The 21,693-nt window shown below is 74.2% G+C and carries 11 protein-coding genes; 4 read left to right on the top strand and 7 right to left on the bottom strand.

The features are described 5' to 3' along the window. Positions 1 to 8 precede the first annotated feature (8 nt). Positions 9 to 1,859, bottom strand: a complete 1,851-nt coding sequence (locus ACZ47G_RS06030) for a non-ribosomal peptide synthetase (protein WP_465740250.1) — start codon at positions 1,857 to 1,859, stop codon at positions 9 to 11. Then, on the bottom strand, positions 1,856 to 7,891 hold the full coding sequence (locus tag ACZ47G_RS06025) for an acyltransferase domain-containing protein (protein ID WP_465740249.1): 6,036 nt from the start codon (positions 7,889 to 7,891) through the stop codon (positions 1,856 to 1,858). Before ACZ47G_RS06025 ends, ACZ47G_RS06030 begins: the two co-directional genes overlap by 4 nt. Before the next feature lie 903 nt (positions 7,892 to 8,794). On the opposite strand from ACZ47G_RS06025, the gene ACZ47G_RS06020 reads away from it, so the two are divergent. Beyond that, entirely contained in the window at positions 8,795 to 10,141 is a 1,347-nt protein-coding gene (locus ACZ47G_RS06020; RefSeq protein ID WP_465740248.1) for an MFS transporter, read from the top strand. A gap of 136 nt (positions 10,142 to 10,277) precedes the next feature. Next, positions 10,278 to 12,077, top strand: coding sequence for an acyl-CoA dehydrogenase (locus ACZ47G_RS06015; RefSeq protein ID WP_465740247.1), 1,800 nt, complete (start codon positions 10,278 to 10,280; stop codon positions 12,075 to 12,077). A gap of 7 nt (positions 12,078 to 12,084) precedes the next feature. Here ACZ47G_RS06015 and ACZ47G_RS06010 read toward each other — a convergent pair whose 3' ends face one another. The 5 genes from ACZ47G_RS06010 to ACZ47G_RS05990 form a co-directional block, all read right to left on the bottom strand. Next, the gene (locus ACZ47G_RS06010; protein ID WP_465740246.1) at positions 12,085 to 12,996 is read right to left on the bottom strand and encodes a PfkB family carbohydrate kinase; all 912 of its coding nucleotides are present in this window, start codon (positions 12,994 to 12,996) and stop codon (positions 12,085 to 12,087) included. Continuing rightward, positions 12,993 to 15,803, bottom strand: a complete 2,811-nt coding sequence (locus ACZ47G_RS06005; protein WP_465740245.1) for an FAD-binding and (Fe-S)-binding domain-containing protein — start codon at positions 15,801 to 15,803, stop codon at positions 12,993 to 12,995. The genes ACZ47G_RS06010 and ACZ47G_RS06005 overlap by 4 nt, the downstream gene beginning before the upstream one ends. A 10-nt stretch (positions 15,804 to 15,813) precedes the next feature. Continuing rightward, a complete protein-coding gene (locus ACZ47G_RS06000; RefSeq protein ID WP_465740244.1) occupies positions 15,814 to 16,815 on the bottom strand; it encodes a phosphoribosylaminoimidazolesuccinocarboxamide synthase in 1,002 nt (333 codons plus the stop codon). Positions 16,816 to 16,841: 26 nt separating this feature from the next. Continuing rightward, complete coding sequence (gene ssuE, locus ACZ47G_RS05995) at positions 16,842 to 17,399, bottom strand: NADPH-dependent FMN reductase (RefSeq protein ID WP_465740243.1); 558 nt, start codon at positions 17,397 to 17,399, stop codon at positions 16,842 to 16,844. A gap of 97 nt (positions 17,400 to 17,496) precedes the next feature. Beyond that, on the bottom strand, positions 17,497 to 18,723 hold the full coding sequence (locus ACZ47G_RS05990) for a Rieske 2Fe-2S domain-containing protein (protein WP_465740242.1): 1,227 nt from the start codon (positions 18,721 to 18,723) through the stop codon (positions 17,497 to 17,499). 323 nt (positions 18,724 to 19,046) lie between these two features. On the opposite strand from ACZ47G_RS05990, the gene ACZ47G_RS05985 reads away from it, so the two are divergent. Together ACZ47G_RS05985 and purB are read left to right on the top strand one after the other, a co-directional pair. Next, entirely contained in the window at positions 19,047 to 20,072 is a 1,026-nt protein-coding gene (locus ACZ47G_RS05985) for a beta-ribofuranosylaminobenzene 5'-phosphate synthase family protein (protein WP_465740241.1), read from the top strand. Positions 20,073 to 20,222: 150 nt separating this feature from the next. After that, positions 20,223 to 21,647 (top strand): adenylosuccinate lyase, encoded by a 1,425-nt coding sequence (purB, locus tag ACZ47G_RS05980; protein WP_380462787.1) that lies wholly within the window; start codon positions 20,223 to 20,225, stop codon positions 21,645 to 21,647. Positions 21,648 to 21,693: the final 46 nt, after the last annotated feature.

The following is a 21,693-nucleotide window of genomic DNA, read 5'->3' as shown; positions in this document are numbered from 1 at the left end:
GGCGCGGCTCAGCGGTCGTCGGCGGAGCGGCCGCGCAGCGCGGCGCGGCGGGCGCCGGCGCGCCGGCGGGCGGACTGGACCACCTCGGGGGTGTCGCCGCTGTCGTCGTCGAGCCACCGGGCCAGCGAGGCGATGTCGCGGAAGCTGAAGAGGTCGGGCACCCGGACCCGCCGGTCGAAGCGCCGGGTCATCAGCCGGGCCAGCCGGATCAGCAGCAGCGAGTCGCCGCCGAGGTCGTAGAAGGCGGACTGGACGTCGATGCCGGCCGGATCGAGGTCGAGCAGCTGGCCCCAGATCTCGGCGAGCGCGACCTCGGTGGGCGTGCTCGGGGCGGTCCGCGGCCCGCCGGTGTCGGCGGCCGGCGGCTCGGGGAGCGCGTTGCGGTCGAGCTTGCCGCCCGGGCCGAGCGGCAGGGCGGGCAGGACCACCAGGGTCGCGGGGACCATGTAGTCCGGCAGTTCGGTGGCGAGCCGGGCGGTGACGGCGCTCTGCAGCGCGGCGTCCAGCCGGGGGCCGTCGGGGGCGGGGCCGTCGCCGGCCGGCACCAGGTAGCCGACCAGCCGGTTGCCCCGGACGACGGCGGCGGCCTCCCGGACCTCGGGGCAGCCGGTCAGCCGGGCCTCGACCTCCTCCAGTTCGATCCGGTAGCCGCGCAGCTTGACCTGGTGGTCGCTGCGGCCGTGGAAGCGCAGTTCGCCGTCGTCGGTGAACTCGACCAGGTCGCCGGTGCGGTACAGCCGCTCGCCGGGCGTGAACGGGTCCGGGACGAAGCGCTCGGCGGTGGTGCGCGGCCGGTTGACGTAGCCGTGGGCCAGGCCGGCGCCGCCGAGGTACAGCTCGCCGGGCGTACCGGCCGGGAGCGGCCGCAGCTGCTCGTCCAGCACGTGCAGCCGGGTGCCCTCGGTGGGCGGGCCGAGCGTCGGCTCCTCGGCGGAGTCCTCGGGGACGGGCCCGAAGGAGCAGAACACGGTGCCCTCGGTGGGGCCGTAGGCGTTGAACACCCGGGTGGCGCCGGTCTCCCGGTAGGTGCGGTCGACCAGCTTGCGGCGCAGCGCCTCGCCGCCGAAGACCACTGAGCGGAGCCCGGGCGGCAGGGCCCCGGCGTCGAGCAGGCCGTTCATCACCGAGGGGACGACGTTGAGGTGGGTGATCCGGTCGGCGTACCGGCTCTCCGGCAGGTGCACGGCGCTCTCCACCAGCACCACGGCGCCGCCCCGGCAGAGCGCGTTGAAGATCTCCATCACCGACATGTCGAAGCAGACCGAGCTGGCCGCCGCGACCCCGCTCAGGTCGCAGCCCTCCAGGACGCGGTCCATCGCGGCGAGCATCGCCACGGCGCCGCCGTGCCGCACCGCCACGCCCTTGGGGCGGCCGGTGGAGCCCGAGGTGTAGATGACGTACGCGGTGTCCTCGGGCACGACCGGGACGGGCTTCGCGCCGGGTTCGATGGTCCCGCCGCTCCCGCCGCTCCCGCCGCTCCCGCCGCCGTCGAGTACCAGGACGGTCGGGCCGGGCGGGCAACTGGCCCGGGAGGCGGGCGTGGTGAGCAGCAGCCGGGTGCCGCTGTCCTGGACCATGAAGGTCAGCCGGTCGGCGGGGTAGTTCGGGTCCAGCGGCAGGTAGCAGGAGCCGCTGCGCAGGGCGGCCAGGATGCCGACCAGCAGGTCCGGGGTGCGCTCGACGCAGATGCCGACCGGGACGCCCGGACCGGCGCCGGCGGCGGTCAGCCGTTCGGCCAACGCCCTTGAGCGCTGGTCGAGTTCGCCGTAGCTGAGGACGCCGGTCTCGGCGTACACGGCGGTCGCGTCGGGGCTCTTGGCGGCCAGTTCGACGAAGGCGGAGTGCAGGGTGTCGGTCACCGGTCGGTCTCCTCGGGCAGGCCGGCCGGCGCGACGGCGCCCAGGGCCAGGTCGGGTCGGGCGATCGAGTCGAAGAGCACGCTGCGGTACAGCGCGAGCAGTGCGGTCACGGTCTGCCTTTCCAGGTAGCTCGGTTTGAACTGGACGTGGCCGGCCACCTCGCCGTCGATGTCGGCCATCGAGATCTCCAGGTCGAACTTGGCGAGGTGCCGGCGCACCTGGAGCGGTTCGAGGGGCAGCGGGCCGTCCGGGGTGAGGGTTTCGCCGACGCCGTGGAAGAGCTTGACGGAGCGGGGGAAGGCGTCCGAGGACAGCCAGTTCACCACCACGTCGAACCACGGGGAGCGGCCCTCGGCCCGCGGCGGCTTCAGCTGGGAGGCCAGCAGGTCCAGGGGGTAGTTCATGTGCTCCAGCAGGCCGAGCGAGAAGGCGTGGACCTCGCGCAGCAGCTCGCGGAAGCTGCGGTCGGCGGCCGGGTTGGCCCGGACCAGCACGGTGTTGAGGTAGTAGCCGATCGCCGACTCCCAGCCGGGTTCGGAGCGTTGGGCGATCGCGGTGGCCAGGACGGCGTCCTCGGTGCCGACCGCGCGGTTGAGGGTGGCGAAGAACCCGGCCAGGACGACGGTGCTGATCGACACGCCCTCGCGCACCGCGAACTCCCGCAGTAGACGGGTCTCCTCGGCGCTCCAGCGGAACGCCAGGTCGCGGCCCTCGTAGGTGACGCCCGGCGGCCGCTCCTTGGCGGACAGGTCGAGGTGGGCGGGCGGGTCGGCCAGCTTCTCCGACCACCAGTCCAGCGCCGCCTCGGCGGCCGGCCCGGCCAGCCACTGCCGCTCCCAGGCGACGAACTCGGTGTACGGGGCGGCGGGCGCGTCGGCGGCCGGGCCGGCGCCCTGGTAGTACTCCTGGAGTTCGCGGATCATCACGTCGGCCGAGGCCGCGTCCGAGGCGATGTGGTGGACCAGCACCAGCAGGTAGTGGTCGGCCGGCCCGCGGTTCAGCAGGACGACCCGCACCAGCGGCCCGTTGTCCAGGTCCAGCGGCCGGTGCCCGTGCCGGGCCAGCTCCTCGCGGGCCTGCTCGTCGTCCAGCCCGGAGCCGTCCACCACCAGGTACTCGTACACCGGCTCGTCCAGCACGACCTGGTACGGCCGGCCGCCGGCCTCCACGAACAGGGTGCGCAGCGCGGGGTGGCGGGTCAGCACGGCCCGGACGGCGCGCTCCAGGGCCTGGTCGTCGACGGCCGTGCGGATCCGGGCGGTGACCATGAAGTTGTAGGGCACGGCGTCCGGCGAGACCATCTGCATGAACCACAGCGAGGCCTGGCCGTGCGAGGCCGGTGCCAGCTGCAGGCCGAGGCCCTCGGCGCGAAGCTGCTCCAGGGCGGGGGAGTCGTCGGCCTCCAGCAGGCCGCGGGCGTCCAGTTCGTCCAGCAGTTCCTCGGCGTCCAGCTCGGACAGCTCGGCGAGGAAGGCGTGGTCCGGCTCGGCCCGCGGCGGGGGAGCGGGCGTGGCGGCCGGGGCCGGGGCCGGGGCCGGGGTCGCGGCGGGGGCCGCGGCGGGGGCGGGCGCTCCGGAGGTGAGCTCGACGAAGTGCCCGACCACCTCGGAGATCGACCGGCCGTCCAGGAACACCACCGGCGACACCCGGTGCCCGAACAGCGACTGCATCCGGTTGACCAGCCGGATCCCCAGCATCGAGTCGAGGCCGAAGTCCCGCAGGCAGGCCTCGGTGTCGAAGCCGCTCACCGGCACGCCCAGGGCGTCGGCGAGTTCGGCGAGGACGACCTCGGCCACCGGCCGGCTCGCCTCCCGTTCGACCGGCCGGGCCTCGGGCGCCACCGTCGCCACCGTCGTCGTCGCGGCGGTCGGCTCGGCGGCCGGGGCCGGCGCCCGCGGCGCCGTCGGCTCGGTGTCGATCCAGTGGCGCTCCTTCTGCCACTGCACCAGCGGGGTCTCCACCAGCTCGACGTCGTCGCCGAACAGCGGGTCGAAGGTCAGCGGCAGGCCCCGGACGTACAGCGAGGCGGCGGCGCCCAGCAGGCAGCGCAGGTCGCTCTCCTCGCGCCGCAGCGAGTTGACGGCGTGCACCCGGGCGCCCCGGGTCAGGGCGATCTCCTCCACCGCGCCGCGCAGCGTCTCGTGCGGGCCGATCTCGATGAAGGTGTCGACACCCCGGTCCACCAGCGCCCCGACGGTCTCGGCGAACCGGACCTGGTTGCGCAGGTTGTGCACCCAGTACTCCACGTCGGTGGCCGGGTTGACGGTGTCGGCCAGTGCCGTGGAGTGGAAGTCGATGACCGGCGGCAGCGCGGTGATGCCCTCGATGCCCTCCCGCAGCGGCGGGAGCAGCGGGTCCATCCCGGGGCTGTGCACCGGGCGCTCCACCCGGATCCGGCGGACCGAGACGCCGTCCCGCTCCAGCTCGGCCGCCAGGGCGTCGACGGCCTCCGGCGAGCCCGAGACGGCCGCGCTGGTGGGGCTGTTGACCACGGCGACGGCCGCGTGCGCGGCGTACCGGGCGAGCCGGGGCAGCAGCTCCGCCTCCGGCAGGTCGACCGAGATCATCGCGCCCGCGGCGGCCTTGCGTTCGAGCAGGTGCGAGCGGGTGACCACGACCCGGGCGGCGTCCTCCAGCGACAGCGCGCCGGCCACGCAGGCGGCCGCGACCTCGCCCAGGCTGTGCCCGACCACGGCGGTCGGCTCGATGCCCAGGTCGAGCCAGACCTGCGCCAGCGAGACCTGGAGGGCGAACAGCACCGGCTGCTGGAAGTCCATCTCCTCGTACCGGGCCTCCTCGGCCGGCGCGGCCAGCTGCTCCAGCACCGAGCAGCCGCCGGCCGCGCGCACGGCGGCGTCGCAGGCCCGCATCCGGCTCCGGAACCCGGCGTGGGAGCGCAGCAGTTCGCGGCCCATGCCGACCCACTGGGTGCCGCCGCCGGAGAACACCAGCGCCACCCGGCGGTCGGCGTTGCCGGAGACGCTGCCGGTGACCACGTCGGGGTGCGGGCGGCCGGCCGCGACCCGGGCCAGGCCGTCCAGGACGTCCTGCCGGTTGCGGGCGAACAGCGCGACCCGGTGGCCGTGGTGGGTGCGCCGGGCGGCCAGGGTGTAGGCGAGGTCGGAGACCCGCAGGCCCGGGTCGCGCTCCACGTGGTTGGACAGCTCGCGGCAGGTGTCGGCCAGCGCGTCGGCCGTACGGGCGGTGACCGGCACCAGGTGCAGCTGCTCGTCGGGGGCACGGTCGCCGGGGCTCGGCGCGGTGTGCCGGCCCCGGTCGCCGGCCAGGAACGGGTGGGCGGGGACGGGCAGTCCGGCGGTGTACAGGGCGCCGAGTGAGCCGAGCAGGGTGGCGGCCTCGTCGGCGCCGCGGCGCATGGAGGGCAGGGTGGTCGCGGGGAGGATCTCCGAGACCGACTTGAGCAGCAGCGGGTGCGGGCTGAGCTCGACCACCGCGTCCACGTCGTGGTCGCGCAGCCCGGTCAGGGCGTCGACGATCCGGATCTCCCGGCGCAGGTTGTCCGCCCAGTAGTCCGGGCCGAGTTCGGCGCCGTCGACGGCCTCGCCGGTGACCGTGGAGATCATCGGGATCCGGGCCGTCCGGGGCCGGATGCCGTCGAGTTCGGCCTTCAAAGGGGCGAGGACGTGGTCGACCAGCGGGGAGTGCGGGGCGTGGCCCATCCGCACCCGGTGGTTGGTGACGCCCAGGTCGGTCAGCCGCCGGACCAGGCCGTCGATCTCCTGCGGGGTGCCGGTGACCAGGGTGGAACGCAGCCCGTTGCGGCCGGACAGCGTGAGCCCGCCGGTCAGGTACGGCTCGACCTCCTCGGCGGCGGTCATCACCACGATGCCCTCGCCCCGCCCGACCGCCAACTGCTGGAGCAGGCGGCCGTGGTGGGCGGCCAGCCGGGAGGCGTCCGCGAAGTCCAGCGCCCCGGCGACGTGGGCGGCGGCGAACTCGCCGACGCTCTGCCCGACCACGACGTCCGGCTCCACCCCCAGCGCGCGCCAGGCCTCGGCCAGCGCGACCTGGAGCGAGAACAGCAGCGGCTGGAAGACGTCCATGTCGTCCAGCCGGCCGTCCGGCGACAGCAGCTGGTCGACCAGCGAGAAGCCCAGCAGCTCCCGCATCCGCCGGTCGGAGCGCATCATCGAGCGGCGGAACACCGGCAGCCCGGCCAGCAGTTGGCGGCCCATGCCGACCCACTGCGAGCCGTTGCCGGAGAACAGGAAGGCCACCCGCGGCCGGCGCCCGACGGCCTCCCCGACGCTCAGCCCGTCGGCCTTCGCGCCGCTGCCGAAGGCGTCCAGCTGGGAGCGGAGTTCGGCCAGGTCGTGGGCGGCGGCCGCGAGCCGGAACGGGCCCTCGCCGGGGGTGCGGCGGCAGAGCGCGCGCAGGTCGGTGGCGTCGCGCAGCGCGTGGGCCCGTTCGGCCAGCTGCTCCGGGGAGTCGGCGGCCAGCAGCAGCAGCGAGCTCTCCGGGCGCGGCAGTTCCTCCACGGCGACGTGGCAGATCGCGCCGCCGAAGCCGAAGGAACTGACGCCGCCCCGGCGGGCGTCCGAGCGCCGCGGCCAGGGCGTCAGCCGGTCCTGGACGGTCAGGTTGTACTCGTCGAACATGATCTGCGGGTTGGGCGCGCTGAAGTGCAGGCTCGGCGGCAGCACGCCGTTGCGCATCGACATCGCCAGCTTGACCAGCCCGACGATGCCGGCCGCCGCCTCCAGGTGCCCGACGTTGGACTTGACCGAGCCCAGCCGCAGCGGCTCGGTGCGGTCGCCGCCGAGGACGGCGCCGATGGCGTTGGCCTCGATCGGGTCGCCGAGCGGCGTCGCGGAGCCGTGGCACTCGATGTAGTCCACCAGGTGCGGGGCGATGCCGGCCCGCCGGTACGCGGTGCGCAGCATCTTCTCCTGCGCCAGCGGGTTGGGCGCCGTCATGCCGTTGCTCAGGCCGTCGTTGTTGGAGGAGCTGCCCTTGATCAGGCAGTACACCGGCAGGTCGCGTTCGAGGGCGACGCTCAGCGGGGCGAGCACCACCACCCCGGCGCCCTCGCCCCGGACGTAGCCGTTGGCGCGGGCGTCGAAGGACTTGCAGCGGCCGTCCGGGGCGAGCGCGCCCATCGCGTCCATGGCGGTGTAGTAGTCGGAGACGAAGCTCAGGTTCACCCCGCCGGCCAGCACGAGGTCGCTCTCGCCGAGCTGGATGGACTGGCAGCCCACGTGCACCGAGACCAGCGAGCCGGCGCAGGCCGCGTCGATGGCCATGCTGGGGCCCTGGAGGCCGAGGACGTAGGAGACCCGGTTGGCGATGATGCCGTCGTGCATGCCGGTCGCGGTGTGCGGGGTGATCTGGGCGTCCGGGCCGCGGTAGTGGGCCAGCGCGGCGTAGTCGCCCCAGCAGGAGGCCATGAAGACGCCGGTGTCGCTGCCGAGCAGGGTGTGCGGCGCGATGCCCGCGTCCTCCAGGGCCTCCCAGCACAGTTCCAGGACCAGCCGCTGCTGCGGGTCCATCTGGACGGCCTCTCGGGGCGAGATGCCGAAGAACAGCGGGTCGAAGCGGTCGATGCCGTCGATGAACCCGCCCCAGCGCACCGCGTCGTTCATCAGCTCGCGGCGGGCGGCGGGCACCGGTCCGACCGCGTCGCCGCCCTCGACCAGCAGCCGCCAGAACGCGGACGGGTCCGGCCCGCCGGGGAACCGGCAGCCGATGCCCACGATCGCGACCGGCTCCTGGGCGGGCCGGCGGCGCTCGTCGCCGGGGGCGGCTTCGGCGGCGCGCGGGCCCGCGACCAGGGCGCGGGCCAGCTCGTCCACGGTCGGGTACTGCCAGAGCCAGGTGGCGGGCACCTGTCGGCCGAGGAACTCGGACAGCGCGGCGGCCAGGGCCACCGACCGTCCGGAATCCAGTCCGTAGCGGTGCAGCGGCGCCCGGCGGTCCAGGGCGGTCGGGGCCACGGCCAGCAGCTCGGCGGCGCGGGACAGCAGGAAGTCCGTGACGGCGGACAGGTCTCGCGCGGCGCGTTGTTCGGGCATGGCGACTCCCTCGGCGGGCCGGGTGGAATGGGCGGTCAGGGGGGTGGGGGTGCGCGTGGTCAACGGCTGTTGTGTCGTTCAGGATTGAATGAAAGCGCGGGCGGGCCGGGGGCGGCTGGGGCGCGGGAATCCGTGGCGCTGGTCGCTTCATCCGCCGTGGGGAACCGGGCGGGCGGGAACGCATGGTCGCTGAGGTGAGGGCAACGAGTATGCGGATTAAATGGGGCCGGATTGCCTGATGCTTACCTGATCTGCACACATCAGAGTGCCACCCTGTGAATGGTGAGACAAGCGCACTTTGAGGGTCGGCTGAGGCAGTGGCGGGTTCTGACCTCGAACGTGTCTGAATCATTCTCTTCAGGCGCGAAAACTGCGCAGAATCCTTCGGAATCTTTCGGATCACCCGGCCGAAACCACGCATCCTCGGCCAAGCCGGACCACCCTCCCGCCCGGCCCGAGCCCTCGCGCCCGGCTGCCCGCCGGGGTCGGCCGCCCAGGTCAGCGGCACCCCCGGGGATCGGGCGGGCGGTGGCGGGCGGGTCACGGAGGATAACGGCTGACAGGTTCACGCGCACCGGAGCGAACCAGCCGCCCACGACCCGTCATCCGGAGCCCGCCGTCAGTCGGATGTCAGCCATCCGTCAGCGGACGGCCGGCCGCCGGCCGGTCGGTCGCGCCCCAACGGAGGTGGAACGAGTGGCAGTTCGGGCCCGGGCGGGGTGGACAGCAGTTGCGTGACCACTGCAGTCTGATCAGCATGGCAGTTGAGAACATTGAGACGGCGTCAGCCCGGCCCGGTCGGTCCTTAGCCGAACGCCCCCCGCACCACCCGGCGTCCACCCCCCGCGATGCCCGTACCAGTCAGCACGGTCAGCACGGCCGGCACGGAGAGGGCGGAGCGGCATGACCGACACCGCGGTCGCGCCGCTGCGCCGACCAGGACTCGCCCTCGGAGTGCTCGCCGGCGCACTCGCCCTGGACGTGAGCGGCCTCGGGGTGCTCAACGCCGCCCTGCCCTCCGTCGGAGAGCGCTTCCAGCTGCACGACAGCACCCTCCAGTGGGTGATGACCGCCTACGCCGTCACCTTCGCCGGCTTCCTGCTGGTCGGCGGCCGACTCGCCGACGTGCTCGGCCGGCGGCGGGTGTTCGAGGTCGGCATCGCCCTGTTCACCGCCTCCGCACTGGTCGGGGCGATCGCACCGAACATCGGGGTGCTGCTGGGCGCCCGCGCCGTCCAGGGCATCGGCGCCGCCCTCTCGGGGCCCGCCGCGCTGGCCCTGCTCACCGAGACCTTCCCGGCCGGCCCGGCCCGCAACCGGGCCCTCGGCGTGTACGCGGCGGTCGGCGCCGCCAGCTTCAGCGGGGGCGTGCTGCTGGGCGGTGTGCTGACCCAGTTCCTCGGCTGGCGCTCGGTGCTGGGGTTCTCGGTGCTGCTCGGGGTCGCGGTGCTCGCCGTGACCCGGGTCGGACTGCCCGACGGCACCGGCCACAGCGGCCGGCTCGACCTGCCCGGCGCGGTGTCCGGCACCCTCGGCCTCACCCTGCTCGTGGTCGGCGTCAGCACCGACGGCGCCACCGCCTGGGCGGTGCTCGGCGCCGCGGTGCTCTGCCTGGTGCTGTTCGTGGTGCGGGAGAGCCGCACCGCCGACCCGGTGCTGCCGCTCGGCCTCTTCCGGCTCGCCTCGGTGCGCTCCGCCAGCCTGGCGGCCTTCCTCCAGTACATGGGCTCGGTCGGACTGCTGTTCTTCGCGCCGCTGTACCTCCAGGGCATGCTGCACTACTCGCCCTCGGAGTCCGGCCTGGCGCTGGTCCCGATGTCCGCCGCCGTCTTCCTCACCGCCAACTTCGCCACCGGCCGCCTGCTGGCCCGCTACACCCCGCGCGCCCTGATGGCCGTCGGCCTGGTGCTGATCGGCGTCGGCGCCGGACTCTGGCTCACCACCCCGCACGAGGGCAACTACCTCCTGCACGTGATGCCCGGCCTGGTGATCAGCGGCATCGGCCAGGGCCTCAACTTCCCGTCGATGACCTCGGCCGGCCTCACCGGCGTCCCCGCCGAACAGCACGCCGTCGCCGGCGCGGTGAACGTCGTCACCCAGCAGATCGGCGCCGGCGTCGGTACGGCGGTGATGGTCCTGGTCGCCGCGACCAGCACCGACCAGCTCACCGGCTACCACCTCGCCTACGCCACCGCCGCGGGCGCCTGCGTCCTCGGCGCCGTCGTCATCGCCACCCGCCGCCAGGCCTGAACCCGCGCCCGGAGCCCGGAGAGCCCGGCGTGGCCGCCGGGCTCTCCGGAGAGGAGGCGTTCCCTTCCGGATCTTCGAGGGGTAAGAAGGAGTCCGGCCGTGGCCCGCTCCCACCACCCCCCGAAAGGCGCGCCCGATGACGTCCCTGCTGCTGTCCCGCCGTGACCTCGACTTCCTGCTGTACGAGTGGCTGGACGTGGCCGCCCTCACCGGGCGGGAGCGGTACGCCGAGCACTCCCGGGAGACCTTCGACGCCGCGCTGGAGCTGAGCGAGCAGGTCGCCACCCGGCACTTCGCGCCGCACAACCGGAGGAACGACGCGGAGGAGCCGCGGTTCGACGGGGAGCGGGTGCACCTCATCCCGGAGGTGAAGGAGGCGCTGACGGTCTTCGCCGGCACCGGGCTGCTGGGCAGCGCGATGGACCACGAGGTGGGCGGCGGCCAGCTGCCCTCCGTCGTCGCCAACGCCTGCTTCGCCTGGTTCCAGGCCGCGAACCCGGCGACGTCCGGATACCCGTTCCTCACCGCCGGCAATGCCAACCTGCTGCTGGCGCACGGCAGTCGGGACCAGATCGACACCTATGTGCGGCCGATGCTGGAGGGCCGGTTCTTCGGCACCATGTGCCTGTCCGAGCCGCAGGCCGGCTCCTCGCTGGCCGACCTGCGCACCCGGGCCGAGCCGCGGGCGGACGGCACCTACCGGCTGTTCGGCAACAAGATGTGGATCTCCGGCGGCGACCACGAGCTGTCCGAGAACATCGTCCACCTGGTGCTGGCCAGGATCCCCGGCGGGCCGCCCGGGGTGAAGGGGCTGTCGCTGTTCATCGTGCCCAAGGTGCTGGTCGGGGCGGACGGTACGGCCGGGGAGCGCAATGACGTCGTCCTGGCCGGGCTGAACCACAAGATGGGCTTCCGGGGGACGACCAACACCCTGCTCAACTTCGGTGAGGGCGTGCACCGGCCGGGCGGCGAGCCGGGCGCCGTCGGGCACCTGGTCGGCGAACCGCACCACGGGCTGGCCCACATGTTCCACATGATGAACGAGGCCCGGATCGGCGTCGGGCTGGGCGCCGCCGCCCTCGGCTACACCGGCTACCTGCACGCCCTGGAGTACGCCCGCAGCCGCCCCCAGGGCCGTCCGGTCGGCGCCAAGGACCCGGCCGCTCCGCAGGTGCCGATCATCGCCCACGCCGACGTCCGCCGGATGCTGCTGGCCCAGAAGTGCTACGCCGAGGGGGCGTTGGCGCTGGTGCTGTACGCCGGTCGGCTGCTGGACGAGGAGCGCACCGGCGCGACGCCGGAGGACCGGGCCCGCGCCAAGCTGCTGCTGGACGTCCTCACGCCGGTGGTCAAGAGCTGGCCCTCCCAGTGGTGCCTGGAGGCCAACAGCCTCGCCATCCAGGTGCACGGCGGCTACGGCTACACCCGCGAGTACGCCGTGGAGCAGTTCTACCGGGACAACCGGCTCAACCCGATCCACGAGGGCACCCACGGCATCCACGGGCTGGACCTGCTCGGCCGCAAGGTGGTGATGGACGGCGGGGCGGGGCTGCGCCTGCTGGCCGGGACGGTCGCGGCGACGGTCGCCCGGGCCGAGGCCCTCGGCGGGGAGGCCGGAGAGTACGCGGCGCGGCTGGACGCGGCCGTCCGGCGCGTCGTCGAGGTCACCGAACGGCTCTGGGCGACGGGCGATCCGGAGACCGCGCTGGCCAATGCCACCGTCTACCTGGAGGCGGTCGGCCACACCGTGGTCGCCTGGCTGTGGCTGGAGCAGCTGCTCGCCGCCGAGGGCGGCAGCGGCCGCCCCTTCTACCAGGGCAAGCGGCACGCCTGCCGGTTCTTCTTCCGCCATGAACTACCCAGGACGGAGGCGCAGTTCCGGCTCCTGGAGAGCCTGGACCGGACCGCCGTGGAGATCCCCGACGACGCGTTCTGAGCACCCTCTACGACCGCAGCGCGGCGTACGTCGACGTGGTGAGGTACGCCGTGGTGAGGGCGGCGGCCTCCCGGAGGGCCTCGGCCCAGGGCGCGGGCGCGAGCCGGGCGGCGAGCAGGCAGGCGAACAGGATGTCGCCGGCGCCGACGGTGAGCGGCTGCCCGTTGATGGTGGGGGCGGGCTGGTGGAGCAGGTCGCCGCCGTCCCCGGGGACGAGCACCGAGCCCTGGGCGCCGAGGGTGACGAGGGCATGGCCGTCGGCGGTGACGAGCTTGCGGGCGGCGGCGATCGCCCCGTGCTCGGCCAGCCCGGGCAGGCCGGACGGCTCGGGGAGTCCGGGCAGCTCGGTGCCGGCCCAGAGCGAGAGTTCGCGGGCGTTGAGCGAGACGAAGGCGGCCTGCTCGCCGTCGGGGACCAGCTTGTGGACCTCGGTCGGGTCGGCGGAGAGCAGCCAGAACGGGACGCCGCGCTCGCGGGCGGTGGCGGCCAGCCAGGCCAGGGTGGCGGGGTGGCCGTCGGTGCCGGACACGATGACCGACGCCTGGTCGAACAACTCGGGCCGGGTGCTGAGCAGTTCGGGGGTGAGCAGGTCGAGCGCCTCCTGCCCGACGAAGTGCTTGTCGACGACCGAGCCGTCCACCAGCTGGGCCTCGAACAGCGGCAGCGGGGTCGGGACGGGCAGGGCGATCCGGTCGACGCCGTGGGCGGCGAGGTGCGCGGCCACGGCGGGGGCGAGGTCGCCGGTGTAGTCGGCGGTGAGGAACAGCGGGTCGCTGCCGCGGGCGGCCATCGCACACGCGACGTTGTGGATGACGCCGCCCCAGCGCAGGGCCGCGGGCGGCAGGGCGCGGCCGACCGGCCCCTCGTGGAGGTAGTCGAGGGTGACGGTGCCTATCAGCAGGGGGCGCTTGGTGGTCATCTGCGGTCCAGTAGTTCGGCGAGGTGGAGGCTCTCGCGGTGGGCGAGCTGGTCGAGCTGGGTGCGGCAGGAGAAGCCGTCGGCGAGCAGGTCGGTGTCCGCGCCGGCGGCGCGCACGGCGGGCAGCAGCGAGGTTTCGGCGACCTGCACGCTGGTCTCGTAGTGGCCGCGTTCGGCGCCGAAGTTCCCGGCCAGCCCGCAACAGCCGTCCACCGCCCGGACGGTGGCGCCGGCCCGGGTGAGCAGCTCGCGGTCGGCGGCCCAGCCGAGGACGGCGCGGTGGTGGCAGTGCGGCTGGGCGAGGACCTGGGTGCCGGTGAGCGGCGGGGGCGTCCAGCCGGGGGTGTCGGTGAGCAGTTCGGCCAGGGTGCGGGTGGCCCGGGCGACGGCGGCCACGGCCGGGGTGGCGCCCAGGAGTTCGGCGGCGTCGCCGCGGAAGACGGCGGTGCAGGACGGCTCCAGCCCGACGACCGGGACGCCGGCCTCGGCGTGCGGGGCGAGGGCGGCGACGCTGCGGCCGAGGGTGCGGCGGGCGAGGTCCAGCTGTCCGGTGCTGATGGTGGTGAGGCCGCAGCAGAGCTGCCGGTCGGGGATCCGCACCCGGTAGCCGGCCCCTTCGAGGACCCGTACGGCCGCCTGGCCGACCTGCGGGGCGAAGTGGTTGGTGAAGGTGTCGACCCAGAGCAGCACCGGCTCGCCGGTGGCGGCCGGCCGGGGGCGGGCGGCGAACCACTGGCGGAAGGTCCGGGGGGCGAAGCGCGGGAGGTCCCGGCGCGGGTCCACCCCGGCGGCCCGCCGGCCCAGCCGGCCGAGCGGCCCGGCCAGGGCGCGGTTGGTGAGCCCCGGGGCGAGGGCGGCGAGCCGGGCCCAGTACGGGAGCAGGCCGAGCGAGTAGTGGGAGGCGGGGCGCAGCCGGCCCCGGTAGCGCTGGTGGAGGTACTCGGCCTTGTAGGCGGCCATGTCGACGCCGCTGGGGCAGTCGGAGGAGCAGCCCTTGCAGGCCAGGCAGAGGTCCAGGGCCTCGGCGAGTTCGGGGGCCTGCCAGCCCCGCACCAGGGTGCCGTTGACCATCTCCTGGAGCACCCGGGCGCGGCCCCGGGTGGAGTCCTTCTCGTCCCGGGTGGCCAGGTAGCTGGGGCACATCACGGAGTCCGGGGCGGGGCTGGGGGCGCGGCACTTGCCGACGCCGGTGCAGCGGTGGACGGCCCGGGTGAAGTCGCCGCCGTCGCGCTGGTGGGCGAGGGCGAGGCCGGTGCGCAGCGGGGCGGCGGCGGGGATCCGCAGGTCGGCGTCGAGCGGGGCCGGGTGCACCAGGACGCCGGGGTTGAGCAGGCCGTCGGGGTCGAAGACGGCCTTGACCGCGCCGAAGGCCTCCAGCGCGGCGGGGGAGTACATGTGCGGGAGGAGTTCGCCGCGGGCGCGGCCGTCGCCGTGCTCGCCGGACATCGAACCGCCGTGCCGGCCGACCAGTTGCGCGGCCTGCTCCAGGAAGGAGCGGAACACGGCCGGGCCGCCCGGCCGTTCGAGCGGGAAGTCGAGCCGGACGTGGACGCAGCCGTCGCCGAAGTGCCCGTACGGGATGCCGGTGAGGCCGTGCTCGGTCAGCAGGGCCTCGAACTCCCGTAGGTAGGCGCCGAGTCGGTCGGGCGGGACGGCGGCGTCCTCCCAGCCGGGGTGGGCGCGGCCGGTGCGGGCGACCAGGCCGGCGCCGTCCTCGCGGATCCGCCAGAGCGCCGCGGCCTCCGCCGGGTCGGTGATCAGCCGGGAGTCCAGGGCCCCGGCGGCGGCGATCACCCGGGCCGCGCCGGCCCGGGCCTCGGCCGCCGTGTCGCCGGGCACCTCGACCAGCAGCCAGCCGCCGCCGCGCGGCAGTCGGGGCAGGGCGGCGGCGCCGCGCAGTCCGCGGACGATGTCGACGATGCGCCGGTCCAGGCCCTCGACGGCGACCGGTGCGCAGGGCAGCAGTCGGGGGACGTCGTCGGCGGCGTCCGCCATGTCGGGGTAGCCCAGCACCGCCAGGGCGGTCGCGGCCGGGACGGCGGTGAGCCGTACCCGGGCCCCGAGCAGGACGCCGAGGGTGCCCTCGGAGCCGGTGAGGGCGGCCGGGAGGTCGAAACCCCGTTCCGGCAGCAGGTGTTCGAGGGAGTAGCCGGACACCTGCCGCCCGAACCGGCCGAGTTCGGTGCGGATGACGGCCAGCCGCTCCCGCACCACGCCGGAGAGCGCGGTGAGGGTGGGCGAGCCGGTCGGGTCCGCGCCCCTGCGGGCGGTGAGGCGTTCGCCGGTGCCGGTGACCACGTCCAGTTCGGCCACGTTGTCGGCGGTGCGCCCGTAGCCGAGCGCGCGGGAGCCGCAGGCGTTGTTGCCGATCATCCCGCCGATGGTGCAGCGGCTGTGGGTGGACGGGTCGGGGCCGAAGCGCAGCCCGTGGGGGGCGGCGGCCCGCTGCAGGTCGTCCAGGACGACTCCCGGGTCCACCACCGCTGTTCGGGCCTCCGGGTCGATCGAGTGCACCCGGTTCAGGTGGCGGGAGAAGTCCAGCACGATGCCGGGGCCGACCGCGTTCCCGGCGATCGACGTGCCGGCGCCCCGGGCCGTCAGCGGAACGCCGAGCGAGCGGCAGACCTCCAGTGCCGCCACCACCTCCTCGGCGTCGCGCGGGAACGCGACGGCGGCCGGGACGATCCGGTAGAGCGAGGCGTCACTGGAGTACTCCGCTCTGCGCCGGGTGGAGCCGTCGGCCCCGACCCCGGCGTGGCGGAGCGCGGCGGTCACCTCGCCCGGCTCGATCACGTCCCCAACTCCCATGAGCTATAGCCTAGTTCTTTGATGCCCCGACCAGCCCGACCCGCTCCAGCAACTGCGGTTCGGGCAGCGCGGCGTGGAACTCCTCGACGGCCGCGGTGAGCCGCTGCTCGGGCTTCGGGGTGTCCGGGCGCCCGCCGAGCCACAGCGCGGTGAGCGCCTGGTAGACCTCGGCGGTGGCCGTCACCAACCGGGCGCTCAGGCGCTCGGGCCGCGGCCACTGGGAGCGCGGCGTGCCGTTGCGCACGGCCGCCTGGACCTGGTCGCGCAGTCCGGGGTGGAGCAGCCGCAGCAACTCCTTGCAGACCGGGGTCCCGTGGAAGTAGAAGCGGTTCTCGTCCGGGGTGCCGACGTGGTCGATCAGCAGCGGACGGCGGTGCTCGTCGAAGCCGTACTCGGCCTTGCCGTCCGCGAGCCGCAGCCCGACCGTGCCCGCGTGGGCGGTCAGCACCCCGGCGACGGTGCGGGTCAGCTCGGCGATCCCGGCCAGGTCGCCGGGGGTGACCCGGCCGACCAGGGCCGCCTCCTCGGCGGTGACGAAGCGGTCGGTCTCCTCGAACTTGGTGGTGAACTCCACCATCGGGGCGGCCAGCCAGGGTGCGCCGTCGGCGCCGTACGGGGGCACCAGGGCCCGGTCCAGGGTGCCGGCGGCGGTGCGGCGGTGCACGGACGACTCGCGCGGCAGCGCGTTGCGGTAGACCACCTGGAGCGGGATCATCCCGGCCGGGCCGGTGGCGGCGTTGCGGCCCGCGAGGTCGATGTCCAGCAGCCGGATGCGCAGCGAGCGCTCGTCGACCTGCTCCACGAAGTGGGTCGCGATGCCGGCCGCCTCCAGCAGCCCGAAGGAGTGCACGGCCATGGTGGCGGAGGCGATGCCCTTGCCGGGGATCTCGTCCGGCATCACGCCGAAGTCGTACACCGAGTAGCGGTCGGTGAAGGTGAGGATGCCGTCACCGGGGCGGCCGTCGGCCGGCGGGCGGAGGATTTCCAAGTCCTTGGTGGACCAGCGCTTCACAGGGACTCCAACAGATAGGGGCGGGCTCAGGCGGAGGCCGCGGACAGCGCGGCGCGGCCGCCGAGGGCGACGGAGAACTGGTCGGTGACCTGGGCCAGGGCGTCGGCGGCCGGCTCGGCGACCGCCACCGTGCCGTCCTCCCGCACGGTGATCTCGCGGTCGAGGGTGAACCATCCGGGGGTGACCTGCGCGGGACCCATCGAGGTGAGCACCGGGCGCAGCGCGTAGTCGATCGCCAGGACGTGCGCGGTGCTGCCGCCGGTGGCCAGCGGCAGCACCACCTTCCCGGCGAGGGCGTACTGCGGCAGCAGGTCGAGCAGGGACTTCAGCAGACCGGAGTAGGCGGCCTTGTAGACGGGCGTGCCGACCACGATCCCGTCGGCCGACTCGACGAGTCCGGCCACCGCCGCGATGGCGGGGTGCCGGGGGTCGGCGCCGAGCAGCGCCTCGGCCGGCAGCGACCGGACCTCCAACGGTGTCACCCGGTGGCCGTGGGCGGTGAGACGGGTGCCGAGGTGGCGCAGCAGGGCGGTGGTGCGGGACGTCGCGGACGGACTTCCCGAGATGGACAGCACGTGGGCCATGGCAGATCCTCCTCCGAGTGGCGTGGCGGCGAAGTGACTGGGCGGGCTGGGCGAGTTGGGCTAGTTGGGCGGGCTGGGCGGGCCGGGCGGGCCGGCCTCAGGAGACCAGGCCGCGCCAGTCGGTGCCCTCCGGGACGACCATGTTGGCGGAGGTCGCCTTGCCGTAGTCGGCGTCGGCCCCGAGCCCGGGCGGGGTGCCGCCGTTGGCGTGGGTGTCGAGGGCGTCCAGCATGTAGCGGCGGGCGCGGACGATGCCGCGGTCGCTCTTGCCCGGGTTCTCGATGGTCCGGTCGACGATCGGGCCCATGCTCTCCTGCACGGCGACGTCCTGGAGCACCAGGCCGCGGATGCCGGAGAAGCTGCGGCCGTCGGCCATCGCGGCGCGGTCCTGGCCCCAGAGGTTCTCGCGGGTGTAGCCCTCGCGGATGTTGTCGGGGTTCAGCCGGTCGAGGTCGAGGCCGAACTGCCCGGCGAAGTACGTCGGGTCGACGGGCTTGTCGTCGTTCCACCACAGGTACCACATGATGGTCTGGTGGTCGTTGACGGGCACCCAGGCGTGCCAGAGCCGGTCACCGGTGGGCAGTTCGGGCACCACGGTGTACCAGGGCATGGCGAACGGCTTGATCCGCACCAGTGAGTCACCGGAGGACAGCGAGCGGATCGCGGCGTAGCGCAGCCCGTACGGCTGCTCGTCGATCTCGTCGCGCGGGGCGGTGTCGTCCAGCAGGTCGCGCAGCGGGCCGTTGCGGGCCTCGGTCTCGTGCAGCAGTGAGACGTGCGCCGAGTCGATGTCCGCCTCGACGCCCTGGAACCAGTTGCAGTCCACCAGCGCGACGGTGGCGAAGACCTGCTCGGCCGGGAGCTTGGTGAAGGGGAACGCCGGGAAGGGGTTGGGCTCCCGGCCGGTGCCGCCGAGCCACACCCAGATGACGCCGCCGGCCTCCACCACCGGGTGGTGCTTGAGCGAGACCCGGGAGGCGAACCGGCCGCCGTCCTCGGGCTCCGACGGGGTGTCCAGCACCTTGCCGGAGACGTCGAACTTCCAGCCGTGGTAGACGCAGCGCAGCGCGCAGTCCTCGTTCCGGGCCAGCGCCAGCGAGGCGCCGCGGTGCGGGCAGGCCTCGTCGAAGCAGCCGACCCGGCCGTCCGCGCCGCGGAACAGCACGTACTTCTCGCCGAGCAGCTCGACCGGGACGGGCGCGCCGCCGGGCTCGGCCAGCCGCTCGCTGCGCATCACCGGAAGCCAGTACTCGCGGAGCATCCGGCCCATGGGCGTGCCCGGTCCGACCCGGGTCAGGGATTCGTTGACCTTCCGCGTAGCCACTGGTGGCCTCCGTTTCGGTGGTCGCGACCTGCGATCGCGATGATCGGCTTCCACTCCTGAGACGAATCGGCGATCGCGGATGTGACACCCCAGGTGAGGAGCGGTCCGACGGAATGCGGTGATTGACGGTGCGTCCGGAACCGGTCCAAGATTGCATCGCCGCGGGCCCCGCAGCCGCTTCCGGTTGCCCCGGACACGCCCCAGGGGCGTGACGCGCCGACGACCGGCCATGCCCCCGAATCCAGCGACCCCCCGGACCCCGTGTTCCGCGTGCGGACCGGCGCGCCCGTGACCGTGATCGACGATCAACCGGAGGTCCCACCATGGCACTTGACCGACCCGACCGAAGCGGTGCCGTCCGGGTGTCCGCTCCGGCCCGGCTGAGCTTCACCCTGATCAGCCTCGACGGCAGCTCGCAGCGCCGCAACGGCATCGCCGCGATGGCCGTCGACCGGCCCGGCCTGACCGCCGAGGTGCGGGAGGCCGCGGACGGGATCGTCGCGGTGACCGGCACCGCCGAGGAGACGGCGCGCGAGCTGACCGCCGCCGTGGAGACCCTGCGCAAGCTGTGGGACGGTCCGGCCGCCCGGGTCGACGTCCTCGAAGCGCTGCCCCAGCACAGCGGTTTCGGCTCCAAGACCAGCACGCTGCTGGCCGTCGGCCAGGCCTACGGACGGCTGTGCGGGCTGGAGCCGGACCAGCGGGAAGTGGCCCGCGTCCTCGGCCGCGGCCGGACCTCGGGCGCCAGCACCGGGCTGTCCGCGTACGGCGGCTTCCTGGTCGACGGCGGCCACGTCAACCCGCCGGACTTCGCCGAGCAGCCGCAGAAGTACCTGCGGCCGAGCCGCTTCGCCCAGCAGGTGGCGCCGCCGAAGCCGGTGGTCCGGCTGGACTTCCCGGACTGGCCGATCCTGGTGCTGCTCACCCACGGTCGCCACCTGGGCGGCCAGGAGGAGCTGGACTGGTTCCACTCGGTCACGCCGATCCCGGCCGAGGAGTCCTGGCGCACCTCCCACCTGGTCTTCATGGGGCTCGCCCCGGCCGTCCTGGAGCAGGACTTCGACGCGTTCTGCGCGGCGGTCAACGAGATCACCTTCACCGGCCACTTCAAGCAGGCGCAGATCGCCTTCCAGGGCGAGGCGGTGCAGAGCGTGCTGGAGGCCGGCCGGGCCGCCCCGTCGGTGGACGCGATCGCGCTCAGCGTCACCGGCCCGGCCTGCTTCGCCTTCACCCGGCGCCCGCAGGACGCCGAGCGGTGGGCCTGGGAGCTGAAGAACCGCGGCCTGATCCGGGACTTCTGGTTCACCCGGGCCAACAACCAGGGCCTGACCACCACCGAGGTCTCCTGACCCGGAGCCCCACCGCACCGGAGGCCCCGGAGGACCCGGAGCCCCACCGCACCGGAGGCCCCGGAGGACCCGGAGCCCCACCGCACCGGAGGCCCCGGAAGACGCCGTGCGGAAGACCGCGCGGACGACACCCCACCCGAAAGCAGGGCAATGAAGACCGACATCCCCGACGTCCTGGCCGCTCGCTACGCCTCGCCCCAGCTGGTCGAACTCTGGTCGGCCGAGCACAAGATCGTGCTGGAGCGCCGGCTGTGGCTGGCCGTGCTGAGCGCCCAGCGCGACCTCGGCATAGCCGTCCCGGACGGCGTGGTGGCCGACTACGAGAAGGTCCTGGACCGGATCGACCACGCCTCCATCGAGGCGCGCGAGCGGGTCACCCGGCACGATGTGAAGGCCCGGATCGAGGAGTTCAACGCCCTGGCCGGGCACGAGCACATCCACAAGGGGATGACCTCCCGGGACCTCACCGAGAACGTCGAGCAGCTGCAGATCCGGGAGAGCCTGCTGCTGGTGCGCGGCCGCTGCGTCGCGCTGCTGACCAGGCTGGGGGCGCTGGCCGCCGAGCACGCCGAGCTGGTGATGGCCGGCCGCTCGCACAACGTGGCCGCCCAGGCCACCACGCTGGGCAAGCGCTTCGCGACCGTGGCGGACGAGGTGCTGGCCGGCCTGGTGCGGCTGGAGGAGCTGGTCGAGCGCTACCCGATGCGCGGCATCAAGGGCCCGATGGGGACGGCCCAGGACATGCTGGACCTGCTCGGCGGCGACACCGGGAAGCTCACCGAGCTGGAGGACCGGGTGGCCGGCCACCTCGGGTTCGCCCACCGCCTCACCAGCGTCGGCCAGGTCTACCCGCGCTCGCTCGACTACGAGGTGCTGAGCCTGCTGGTGCAGCTGGCGGCGGGCCCGTCCTCGCTGGCCAAGTCGATCCGGCTGATGGCCGGCGACGAGCTGGTGACCGAGGGCTTCGCGGAGGGCCAGGTCGGCTCCTCGGCGATGCCGCACAAGATGAACTCCCGCTCCTGCGAGCGGATCAACGGCCTGATGATCGTGCTGCGCGGGTTCGCCTCGATGGCCGCCGAGCTGTCCGGCGACCAGTGGAACGAGGGCGACGTGTCCTGCTCGGTGGTGCGCCGGGTCGCGCTGCCGGACGCCTTCTTCGCCTTCGACGGCATGCTGGAGACGCTGCTGACCGTGCTGGACGAGTTCGGCGTCTTCCCGTCGATGGTCGGCGCCGAGCTGGAGCGCTACCTGCCGTTCCTGGGCACCACCAAGATCCTGATGGCGGCGGTGCGCGCGGGCGTCGGCCGGGAGACCGCGCACGAGGTCATCAAGGAGCACGCCGTCGGCGCGGCCCTGGACATGCGCTCCGAGGGCGGCGACAACCACATGCTGGCCCGGCTCGCCGCGGACGACCGACTGCCGCTGGACCGCGCGCAGTTGGACGCCCTGCTGGCCGACCGGATCGGCTTCACCGGCGCCGCCACCGACCAGGTCGCGGCCGTGGTGGCGCGGATCGAGGAACTCGCCGCCCGCCACCCCGAGGCGTCCGGCTACCGGCCCGCCCCGCTGCTCTGACCACCTCCCCGTCCCGAGCCCGCTCGACCCCTGAGGATTGGACTGC

The sequence above is a fragment of the Kitasatospora sp. NPDC030952 genome, from assembly GCF_055571335.1.
The sequence above is the reverse complement of the archived record's forward strand: the minus strand, read 5'-3'. Positions and strand labels throughout refer to the sequence as shown.